The following is an 11960-nucleotide window of genomic DNA, read 5'->3' on the forward strand; positions in this document are numbered from 1 at the left end:
CCGATTCCTCAATTTCACAGTTTCACGCTTCCTCAGTTTTACAATTCCACAAATTCTCCCATTGCGACATTTTCGCACTGGATAGTAAGATCTTTGGAGTGCCAGACTATCGGATTTTTGCATTGTTTCATTTACACATTGAGTCATTTCCAATTCCTCGATTCTTCAAATCTTCAAACTTCCCCTTTTTCAAATTGACCCACCGGACTATGAATGGTGCTAGCGCAGGAACTCTGTCCATAAAAGATTACTAACAAGGTTGATTGTTTATTTTTATGCTTTAGACTATGAAGAATGATTGAATTTATTTACTCAATTATACGGTAGTGCAAAAGCAATTGAACTGCAAAGTAATAGATACAAGTCTTGGCACTATAGAATACTCCTCTGTTGGGACAGGTATTCCCATAGTCTTTGTACACGGAGGACATTCAAACTGCAGGGAAAAGCTTAGCCATAAAGGTTTCGACCAGACCAAGTTCCGATTGATCACCCCTTCCCGTCCTGGGTATGGAAAAACTCCCTTGAAGAGTAACCAAACTCCAGAAAGATCTGCTTCTTTAATTGCAGCATTATTGGATGCTTTATCCATAGAACAAGTAATTGTTTACGGTATTTCTGCTGGTGGGCCAACGGCGGTCGCACTGGCGGCCCATTACCCAGACAAGGTTTTTAAATTAATTCTGGCTTGTGCAGTTTCCAAAAAGTGGCTGGATGAAGATGGAAAAATCTATAAAACGGCACAACTAATATTTAACCCAAGAATTGAAAAATTGAACTGGGGAATGGTACGGTTCTTTTCAAGAATATTTCCCAAAGTCATGGCCAGGAGTTTTTATCCCCAATTTTCCAGGTACCCCGTTCACAAATTAAAAAAGGAAGATATCAATGAATTGATTTCAAGCTTTAAATACTTCAACTCCGGACAGGGCTTTTTGAATGATATTGATCAGGACCTGTCTGAAAGTGTTATCGCAAAAGTTAAATGTCCCACACTTATAATCCATAGTACAAATGACAGTTCTGTACCTTTATCCCATGCCAAACATTTGCACGAATTGATTGAAAATTCAGAGCTTGAAATTCTTGATAATGAATGGGGACACCTGTTATGGATTGGAGCTGATGCAACGGAATCCATAGCAAAAACCATCAGGTTTATTGAGAAATGAAACGCCGGTATTCTACTGGCGCGGAAATGTTTTCCGTGCCAAGGTCTAACTATCTAACCGTCCAACCATCTAACAATCCAACAGTCCAATTTCACAGTTTCACGCTTCCTCAGTTTTACAATTCCAAAAATTCTCCCATTGCTACATTTTCGCATTGGATAGTTAGATCTTTGGACTGCCAGACTATCGGATTTTTGCATTGTTTCATTTACACATTGCTTCATTTCCAATTCCTCAATTTCACAATTCCTCAAATCTTTAAGTCGTCTTAGCGTCTAACAATCCAACCGTCGAATTTTCCACATTTTCACATTAGCCCGTGTTCTATTCCGTTCGCAAACTTTCCACTGGGTTGGTCATAGCCGCTCTTACGGATTTGAAACTAACTGTTAAGATCGCTATCGCCATTACCAGAAATCCTGCTAATCCGAAGACCCACCAGGGCATGTCTATCCGATATTCATAGCTGGTTAACCATTTGTTCATGAAGTACCATGCAACAGGAAAGCCTAAAACAATACCCAGAACCACTAATTTTAGAAAATCTTTTACTAAAAGTGTTGTGATCTTGCCAACGGAAGCTCCTAACACTTTTCGTATTCCGATTTCCTTTACCCTTTGTTGGGCTGAGAAAATGACAAGGCCGAATAGACCTATACATGAAATAAAAATAGCCATCAGTGAAAAGTATTGAGAAAGCTTAAAAAATACGGTCTCGCTTTTATACATATCATTGTACCAGGCATCGGAAAATACATACTGGAATGGAATTTCAGGAAGTATTTCGGTATACAGCTTTTCCAGGGCCTCTACTGTTTGTAGTACGTTATCAGGACTGATCCTTGCCAGAACTGCTCCGCTGTTCATATATTCCCCATTGCGGATAACCAAAGGTGGAATGGTAGATTTTACCGTATTTATAGGATAATCTTTCATCACGCCAATGATAGTACCTTTGTTGCCCCACATGGTCAGGGGTTTACCTATCGGGTTTTCAAGACCCATAATTTTCAAAGCGGTCTCATTAATGATATAGCCTGAATTGTCTGCAATACGCTTATCTGAAAAATCGGTACCCATGATCATTTCCGTACCCCAGGTCTCCGCAAAATCCGGTCCTACATCCATACTCATGAAGATGGTCGGGTCATTGTCTGGTTTACCTGTCCATTGTATATCGTCAAATCCGTTGGAAAACTGCATGGGGCCTTGATTGGTAATAGACATGGACAAAACTCCAGACAATTGTAATGCTCTTTCCTTCAGGCTTGAAAAGCTGCGTGTGGAATCTCCCTGATATGCAAAAACAAAGACGTTGTGACGATCAAAACCGAGGTTCTCATTCTGTATGTAATCGATTTGGCGGGAGGTAACCAACATTCCTGAAATCAGGATTATGGTCAAGGCAAATTGAAAGACCACAAGGCCTTGTCTTACCCATCGCGAATTTGCATTGGTGTTCCTATTTTTCTTGAAAATATCGATGGCCTTGAAGGACGATAATACAAATGCCGGGTAACTGCCTGAAACGATACCCGTAAACAAGGAAACTGCCAGGATGCAGATCCAGGAGAAGGCCGATAGGTCCCAGAGACTTAATTCTTTTTCTGCAAACTCATTGAATACAGGAAGTACCAGTTCAATCAGAATAAGCGAAAAAAAAGTACTGATGAAAGAAAGTAATATTGCCTCTACTAAGAATTGGGAGATTAAACCTCCTTTTTTGGCCCCCAGGGCTTTCCGTACGCCTACTTCTCTGGACCTTTGTAATGAACCTGCGGAAGACAGATTCATGAAGTTGATACACGCGATCAACAGAACGAAAAACGCTATGAAGCCAAAGATTCGTACATTCTCGATACGGCCTCCTGAAATAATACCGTTCTCAAAATTGTTGTGTAAATAGGTATCTCCATAGGGCTGTAGCCCCAATTCTACTGTGAAATTATCATCTTCCGTTGCTCTGTATGGTACCAGAAAATCCTTGATTTTGGCATTTACGGCTGTCTGCTGTGAATTCTCTTTTAGCATTATAAAAGTTGGTGGCCCACTATTAGTGATATCAGGTGCCCATCCGTTTTCTTCCAGGAAAATATCCCAATGCAGGAAAAAGTCACTTTTTTTGGAATTGGTAGGACTAACGTCCTTAAGTACCGCTGACACCAGCAGCGGACGGTGGTTCTCATAGGAAATGGATTTGCCAATGGCATTTTCGGCACTTCCAAAAAATACCTGCGCCATTTCTTCCGATATAGCGATATTATTAGGGGAGTTCATTACGGATGCCACAGTACCTTCCAGGAATTTGTACGAGAACATATCAAAATAATCCTCTCCCACGAAATACCCCTCTTGTTTAAAGATCCTGTCATTATAGGAAAAGGTTTTAGCGCCTTTCCAACTCATGGGGGAGGCCTTTTCTATTTCAGGAATCTTATCTTTTAACTCCCTGTAGAGTACAGCTGGTGTAAAGTATCCTGCGTCTATCCTGCCCTCGAAAATCTGTTTTTGAAATACGGCATACAAGCGATCGTTGTTCTCGTGATATTTGTCGATGGAGACTTCGTCGGCTACCCACATGTAGATGAGTAAACTACATAATAGACCAGTAACCAAGCCCACGATATTGAGAATCGAAAAAACTTTGTTGTTTATGATATTCCGCCAGGCGATTTTCAAATGATTTTTTAGCATGATTTTCATTTTAAGCAAAGAAAAAGGGTAATACCCTTTCTTTATAAGGACCTCATCAATATTTGGTAGTTGCTAAACAGTATATAAAATCATACCAGGATTATAAGTGTTTGAAAATCATTTTTTTATAATCGTTGTATTAGAAATTACCAGGATTTCATGTAAAGATATTTTACATAAAATGTCCAGTAATTGTACATTGTGTAATGGTTTTGCAAGAACTCTTCCTTCTTTGTGTTACCTATCTTCAATTTCTCCTATTGCTAAATCTTCGCAGGGGATAGTTAGACTTTTGGACTGCTATACTGTTAGACTATCGGTTTTTGCGTCCTTCCATTTCCACATTGCTTCATTTCCAATTCCTCAATTTTACAGTTTTACGATTTCACAATTCCACCAATTTTCAAATCTTCAAATTGTCCAATTACCAAATTCTTATGCCTCAATATTGGTAGTTAGACGTTTAGATCGTTAGACTTTTGGATTATTGGGTTTTTACATTGTTTCATTTCCAATTCCTCAATTTTCCAATTCTTCAAATTGCCACACTTTAATAGTTTATTGTGGATAACTGGCGCATAGCGTAAGGCGAAAGACCATGTACGATATACGATGTTAGATATACGATATAAGGTATTAGATATACGATTTTACAATTTCACGATTCCTCAATTTCACAATTATACCTCGCTGGCGCAGAAATACCTCCCGTGCTACTCGTCTTACAATCTAACCGTCCAACCGTCTAAAAATCCAAACATCTAATGGTCTAATTTTCCAATTCCTCACTTCATCAGTTTTACAGTTTCACTAAACTTTCTAACTTTAAAGAACTGGATTAACCCAGGCGGTGGCGGAGGAACAAAAACTTGCCATCTGCACAAGGCCTAAGCACACAGAATGTGAACCTTATGACCAAAGTTTTTGCAGGTCACAAAACCAAAAATATTACGTCATGAAAGAAAAAAAGGCATCTATTATCCCGACCATGAGATACAGGAATGCAAAAAGGGCCATCAACTGGCTTTGCAAGGCTTTCGGATTTGAAAGGCACCTGGTAGTGGAAGGCGAGAACGACACCATAGCCCATGCACAACTCATCTATGGAAACTCAATGATCATGTTGGGCTCCATCAAAGATGACGAATACGGTAAAATGTTCGGCACGCCTGAAGACCTCAATGGATTGAATACCCAGGCACCTTACATTATTGTGAAAGAAATTGACCTTCATTATAAAAATGCCGTGGCAGAGGGAGCTGAAATTGTCATGGATATCCGGGATGAGGATTATGGTGGGCGTGCTTATAGTTGCAGGGACAGGGAAGGTCATATCTGGAATTTTGGTTCCTACGATCCCTGGGCAGAAGAAAGTCAATGAAGGATAAATCCAGTAAACAGTTAGCAGTAAACAGTGAACAGTCAATTCCTCAATTTTACAGTTTTACGATTTCACAATCCCCGCTGGCGCGGAAATGTTTTCCTTGCCACCTTTCCAACCATCCTACCATCCTACCATCCAACTGTCCAAGCCAATTACCAAATAGTTGATGGTTGACAGTTGATAGTTGATAGGCTGCATACGGCGCTTAGCGTAAACCCAAAGTACGATATACGATATTAGATGTACGATATTAGCTCTCAAAGACATTCAGCTGATAGTTCAAGAAATCGTCCAGTCGTCTTAACGTCTAATAATCCCCGCTGGCGCGGAAATGTTTTCCGTGCCACCTTTCCAACCATCCTACCATCCAACCATCCTACCATCCAACAGTCTAACAATCCAATCATCCAATAGTCTAATCCTCAATTTTACAATTCTTCAAATCCTCCACCCTTGTGTAACAAATCCCCGACAACCCCATCTTTATTGTACTTATGAGAAAACTACTTCAAGTTGGGCTAGTCTATGTCCTGGCCAGCCAATTTCTGATTGCGCAAACACCTGTGCAATTGAGCAGGGAGGAGGCCCGGGAAGATATTGAAACGCTGAGAACCGCACTCGAATATGTTCATCCCAGACTTTATCAATATAACAGCAAGGATTTTTTTGACAGTAGATTCGATAGTATTTACAATTCGTTGAATAGCGGGATCTCTGGGTTGGACTTACTGAGTATGGTCAGCAAGATAAATGCCTCTGTAAACTGCGGCCATCTTTATACCATTCCTCAAGGTGATCTTGAAAATGAGGTGTTGAATAAAAAAGTGCTGCCCTTTTATTTTAAGGTTATTGGCAATGAGCTTTTTATATTGAAAAACTGCAGTGCAAAAGAGCACATTCCCGAGGGGTCTAAAATCATATCTATCAACAACATACCCACTTCCAGGATTTTGAAGGATATTATGGAAGGCATCGCTACTGACGGCTATATCGAGACCAGGAAAAGAAGACTGGCTGAGCGATATTTGTTCTATAAATTTCACGGCTTTGATCTCTATTACCATCTTAACATAGATCGAAGCAGCTCTTTTGAGATTGAATATTTACCCATTGAAAGGGATAGGAAAAAATCAACCAGAGTACAGGGGATCTCAATCGAAGACCGAAAAAAAATACTGAAAAGCCGTTATGGTCTGGATGAAAGATCCTGGTTCAATGAGCCATCCCCAAAATTTGAGTTGTTTGAAGATGAAAACTATGGGGTGCTTACTATTTCCCGATCTTTTTACAATGAGAAAATAGATCCGGATTACGATTCACTTCTTGCTAAGTCGTTTTTGACCCTGAAGCAAAAAGGTATAGCAAACCTTATCATCGATTTAAGGGATAACGAGGGCGGAAGCGAACATCAGCAAATGGAGTTGATTTCCTATCTGTTTGACAAACCCTATAAATTATATCAGAATATCTATTTGAGCAATTTGGACTTCAGGCCATTGAAACATGTAATTATAGAGCGGGATAGTGCAGATTTTCTTTTCAATAATGACGATGAGTACATGAGAAAGTTTGGCAATAACCTTTGGATCAATAATTATGAATACAGTGATAACTTACGATTGCAGCCTCCGAAAGAACATGTATTTGAGGGCCAGCTTTATGTTTTAATGAACGGTATTAGTTTCTCAAGTGCCGCGGCTACCATTGCAGATATTAAAAAAACTACCAGCGCCATCTTTATCGGTGAGGAGAGCGGCGGAACCTTTGAGGGACCAACAGGCGGCAATTCTATTGTAATTGAGCTCCCCAACAGTAAGATTATGGTTAGAATTTCTCCTAATATCCAGGTGGGTTATATGTATCAGAAACACCCAATAGGTAGAGGTGTCCATCCTGACTATCACATCGAATATTCGATTGAGGATGCGCTGAAGGGAAAGGATTTAGAAATGGAGATGGCGGTTAAGTTAATTAAGGAGAAAAGTCCGTCTTTCAGTAAACAGTAAACAGTAAACAGTGAACAGTTCTCCTCGGTATAGTTGGGTTGATCCCTTCTTCGCCAAGGCTCCGAAGGGCAAAGAGTTGATAGTCTGTGTACAGCATAAGATGGATATACGATGTACGATATTAGATATACAATATATGATTTCAAAAGCTTCACGATTCCTCAGTTTCACAATTGTACCCCCGCTGGCGCGGTAATGCTTTCCGTGCCACCTGTCCAACTATCCAACCATCCAACTGTCCAATCGTCTAACAATCTAATCATCCAACCGTCTAACGATCCAATTCCTCAATTTCACATTTACACAAGCTAACATTTCATTTTTTTTATCTTAGTATAATTCATCAATTGAAATCCGATATTATGAAACAACGTTTACTTATAATTTTTTTGAGTCTTGGCCTGACTATTAATCTTTCAGCACAGAATACAGATCAAAACAGTAATGATACCAATGAGGTAAAAACCGCGACGGATAATTTTCTGCATTCCATGGGAGGAAAGGAGCTATGGAAACAACTTAAGGTTTTAAAGTTTCAACATATATGGTATCCCAGCAACAGAGAATCCTATGTTGAAGATGAGATCATTGATTTAACGGCCACGCGTTCATGGGTTAAAATGAAAAGTGAGGTTTTCGAGAGAATAAGGGCATACAGTCCGGAATTTGGTTATTGGTCCATAACAAATGGAAAGTTTGCCCAGGGTTCTGTAGAATCTATGGAGAACGCGCTTAAAAGAGGCCCGTTTAATATGTATAGAATAATCGCCGCTATCGCCAGGGAGGACAAACGTTATGAGTTCAAAATGGAGAAAACCGAGGTAGGAGGAGCTAAAAAGATCGCTGTTTATTATCAGCAGGAGTATGGCGGGGGGATCACCATAAACTACTTGGGTGAACCCATAGTCTGGGAGACCTTGCAGTATAAATACACTTTTGGACCCATGGAGTCCTATGGTAATTTAAGACATCCCAAATGGGCACTATACAACAATGGCTCCTTTAGATATGAAATGGTTTTTTTGGTTGGAAGTAGCACAGGGGTAGACGTTAATACATTTAAGAATGGTTGATGGTTGATGGTTGTTGGTTGTTGGTCGGCATAGAGCGTGCAGCGAATAGCGTCTTGCGGATATACGATGTACGATATTGGATATACGATATCAGTTCTTAAAGGTGTTTAGTAATAACTTAAGAAATCGTCCAGTCGTCTTAACGTCTAACAATCTAATCGTCCAACCGTCTAACGATCCAATTCCTCAATTTTACGATTCCTCAGTTTCACAATTCTACATTATTTCTCTAGTTTTAAGCTATATAAGAGGGTTATACGGAGTTAAATACATGTCCACTAGCTATCAGCAAGCTGAGAACATCCACGGCACAAAAATGGAAAACAAAAAGAAGCATATAAATCCTGACGGACTTTTTAAAAGCCCGGCTTTTTCCCAAATTGTTACGACCCGGGGAAACGGAAAGACAATTTACATTGGCGGACAAAACGCGGTTAACGCAAATCGCGAAATTGTGGGTAAAAACGACCTTGCGTTACAGACTGATCAAGTAATGAAGAATCTGGAAATTGCATTAAAGGCTTGCGACGCTACCTTTGAAGATCTTGTCAAACTCAACATTAATATCTTGCAAGGCCAGGATGCCAGGAAGGGTTTTGAGGTTTCCCAGAAATATTTAGGACAAAGCTCAACCCAACCGATAGTCACGGTTCTTTTTGTGGCAGGCCTTGTAAATCCCGATTTTCTTGTAGAAATAGATGCTATTGCATTTGTTCCGGAGGAATAAAAATGATAGCATGATAAAACCAGTAAGAAAACAAAAGCCAATCGCTAAGATTGGGCATAGCTTATCCCGACGGTGAATGTCGGGATGTAATCTTAACCGAGACGGTTAGTAGTAATTAAAACATGAATATCGAATTTAAGAGCTTAAGCGAAATAGAAAAGTCAAGTATTATCGATTTGATGAACAATGCATTAGTACGAAGACAAATGCCTTTATTGAAAGGTGAATTCAACGAAATGGATTGCGATAAGTTTGTGACTTCAAAGGAACAGATGTGGAAAGAACATGGTTATGGTCCATGGGCGTTTGTAATAAATAATCAATTTGCAGGTTGGGGTGGAATACAACCAGATAATGGAGAGGCCGACCTGGCCTTGGTGCTACATCCGGATTATTGGGGCATAGGCAAGGTTTTGTACAAAGAAATCATAGACAAGGCTTTTAATGAACTGGGATTGAATTCAATTCAGGTTTTATTTCCGCCCACAAGAACCCGAATCAAAGGATTGTTACATCTCGGATTTGTAAAGGATAAAGAGGTAGAAATTGGCAATGAACAATTCATAAGATATGTATTAAATAAGGCAGATCTTCCAAACGCTCAAAGATCTGACAAACCAACCAGTTAATCGTCCATCAGTCTAACCATCCAACCGTCCAATCCAATTACCAAATAGTTGATGGTTGACAGTTGATAGTTGATAGGCTGCATACGGCGCTTAGCGTAAACCCAAAGTGCGATATACGATATTAGATATACGATATGCGATATTAGCTCTTAAAGGTATTCAGCTAATAATTCAAGAAATCGTGCAGTCGTCTAAGCATCCAATTGTCTAACAATCCAGTAATCTAACCGTCTAAAAATCCAACCATCTAATCCTCAATTCTTCGACTTCACAATTTTACACTTATTCAATTTCCAGACTGTAACATCTTCTATTGAACGTAATCTTTTACTTGAACTTTTACTTAAAGAACATGCGAAGCATCTATTTCCTGCTAATAATGGTAGTTGGCTTAATTCCAGCCAATGCCCAATTGAACAGCGAGATCTTTGATTTTGAGTTTGAAGGTGTGGTGATCAATGGGATACTGAATCAGCCTGAAGCTAAGGAACCCAAAGGACTCGTGCTCATCATTCATGGATCCGGGCGGACCAATGCCGTGGCCCAGGAATGGTATGCTGACGTACGGGAGACTATATTAAATGCTGGCTATGCCACCTATATGTGGGATAAAATGGGATGTGGCAAAAGCGGTGGCACTTTTGATATTAATCAACCCGTACAAAACAGCGCTTTGGAAGCCATAGCGGCTATCAATACCTTGAAGGTAAAACAGATTCCCGGTTCTGAAGCTATTGGCTTGTGGGGGGGTAGTAGAGCGGGTTGGATAAATCCCCTGGTTATCAACCAATACAAAGACATTAAGTTTTGGATATCGGTTAGTGGGGTGGATGATAAGGAAAACTTTGGATACCTGCTGGAACAGAACCTGAGAATTGACGGACTTCCCAAAGATTCGGTGGATCTTATAGTGCAGGAATGGAAGGATGGTAACAAAATAGGCCATTCCGGAGGAAGCTATGGGGCCTTCCTGGACGCCACCCAAAATCTGAGGGAAACTAAATTTTGGTTGCGCTTTACCGGGGGAGAGATCACAAAAAAATCCTATTACGACTTCCAGCCGACCTTCATGAAAACCGCAATGGACGAAAAAACCGGAGTACCGGTGGTTATATCAGGTTTTGAGACCATATTATCAAATGTAAAGTGCCCTGTTTTAGCTTTATTTGGTGAGAAGGATATGAATGTAGACTGGACCAAAACGAAGGCGCTTTACGAAAGAACCCTTGCTAAAAACACAGAGCTAAGCATCAAGTCCTTCCCGGACTGTAACCACAATATGTTTAAATGCAATACCGGGGGCTTTTATGAATTTCAGGATAATGACCTACCCTATGAACGCTGTGATGGCTATTTGGAGGCCATGGGGGAATGGCTTCTTCGAAGTAGGTGGTAGGCAGTCCTCCTTCGCCAAGGCTTCGGAGGATGAAATCAGTTGGCGGTAGGTAGTGGGCAATACTGTCTGGTCGAGCGCACGTGTCCATCGTAACTTTAGTGAAGATGGAGTCGAGACCTATTCAGGTAGTAAACAGTAAACAGTGAACAGTCCTCCTTCGCCAAGGCTTCGGAGGATGAAATAAGTTGGCGGTAAGCAGTGGGCAGTGCACCAACTAACAATCCGGTAGTCTAGCTGTCCAATCGTCCAAGCGCTTAAAGTCTAACCATCTAAACGTCCAACCGTCTAACCCTCTATCTGTCTAACAATCCAACCATCCAACAGTCTAATAGTCTAAAAATCTAACCGTCCAACTGTCTAACCGTCCAACTATCCAATAGTCTAATTCTCTAATTCCTCAATTCCACAGTAATATATCCTCTTTCTGCTTTTAACTTGCAGTAACAATGACTAACTTAAATTTGGGGAGGGGTTTAGAACCCCTGTGATGAGCAAACAGTAATCAGTAAACAGTGAACGGTGAACAGTTCTCCCCGGTATAGTTGATGGTATGCGTACAGCGTATGGCGCAAAGCGTAAGACGAATATACGATGTACGATATGGGCTGTTCGATATTAGATATACGATATTAGATATACGATATTAGATATACGATGTACGATATGGGCTGTTCGATATTAGATATACGATATTAGATATACGATGTACGATATGGGCTGTTCGATATTAGATATACGATATTAGATATACGATATTAGATATACGATATTAGATATACGATATTAGATATACGATATTAGATATACGATATTAGATATACGATATTAGATATACGATATTAGATATACGATATTAGATATACGATATTAGATATACGA

8 protein-coding genes are annotated in these 11960 nt (G+C 40.1%); 7 read left to right on the plus strand and 1 reads right to left on the minus strand.

Annotated elements, in window-relative coordinates; translation table 11 throughout:
- Positions 1-326 precede the first annotated feature (326 nt).
- A complete protein-coding gene (locus tag GTQ38_RS09075) occupies positions 327-1172 on the plus strand; it encodes an alpha/beta fold hydrolase (protein WP_161435177.1) in 846 nt (281 codons plus the stop codon).
- Between the two features lie 324 nt (positions 1173-1496).
- Here GTQ38_RS09075 and GTQ38_RS09080 read toward each other — a convergent pair whose 3' ends face one another.
- A complete protein-coding gene (locus GTQ38_RS09080; protein WP_161435178.1) occupies positions 1497-3866 on the minus strand; it encodes an ABC transporter permease in 2370 nt (789 codons plus the stop codon).
- Positions 3867-4821: 955 nt separating this feature from the next.
- On the opposite strand from GTQ38_RS09080, the gene GTQ38_RS09085 reads away from it, so the two are divergent.
- From GTQ38_RS09085 to GTQ38_RS09110, 6 genes are all read left to right on the plus strand, one after another.
- Positions 4822-5247, plus strand: a complete 426-nt coding sequence (locus tag GTQ38_RS09085) for a VOC family protein (RefSeq protein WP_161435179.1) — start codon at positions 4822-4824, stop codon at positions 5245-5247.
- A 497-nt stretch (positions 5248-5744) separates the two neighbouring features.
- Complete coding sequence (locus GTQ38_RS09090; RefSeq protein ID WP_161435180.1) at positions 5745-7256, plus strand: S41 family peptidase; 1512 nt, start codon at positions 5745-5747, stop codon at positions 7254-7256.
- Between the two features lie 362 nt (positions 7257-7618).
- Positions 7619-8329, plus strand: coding sequence for a hypothetical protein (locus tag GTQ38_RS09095; RefSeq protein ID WP_161435181.1), 711 nt, complete (start codon positions 7619-7621; stop codon positions 8327-8329).
- Between the two features lie 271 nt (positions 8330-8600).
- Positions 8601-9056 carry a RidA family protein gene (locus tag GTQ38_RS09100; RefSeq protein ID WP_238857862.1) on the plus strand — a complete coding sequence of 152 codons (456 nt, stop codon included), beginning with the start codon at positions 8601-8603 and terminating at the stop codon, positions 9054-9056.
- Between the two features lie 122 nt (positions 9057-9178).
- The gene (locus GTQ38_RS09105; RefSeq protein ID WP_161435182.1) at positions 9179-9685 is read left to right on the plus strand and encodes a GNAT family N-acetyltransferase; all 507 of its coding nucleotides are present in this window, start codon (positions 9179-9181) and stop codon (positions 9683-9685) included.
- Positions 9686-10037: 352 nt separating this feature from the next.
- A complete protein-coding gene (locus GTQ38_RS09110; RefSeq protein ID WP_161435183.1) occupies positions 10038-11081 on the plus strand; it encodes an alpha/beta hydrolase family protein in 1044 nt (347 codons plus the stop codon).
- The last annotated feature ends 879 nt before the right edge of the window (positions 11082-11960 follow it).

This window comes from Poritiphilus flavus (assembly GCF_009901585.1).
GTDB lineage: Bacteria > Bacteroidota > Bacteroidia > Flavobacteriales > Flavobacteriaceae > Poritiphilus > Poritiphilus flavus.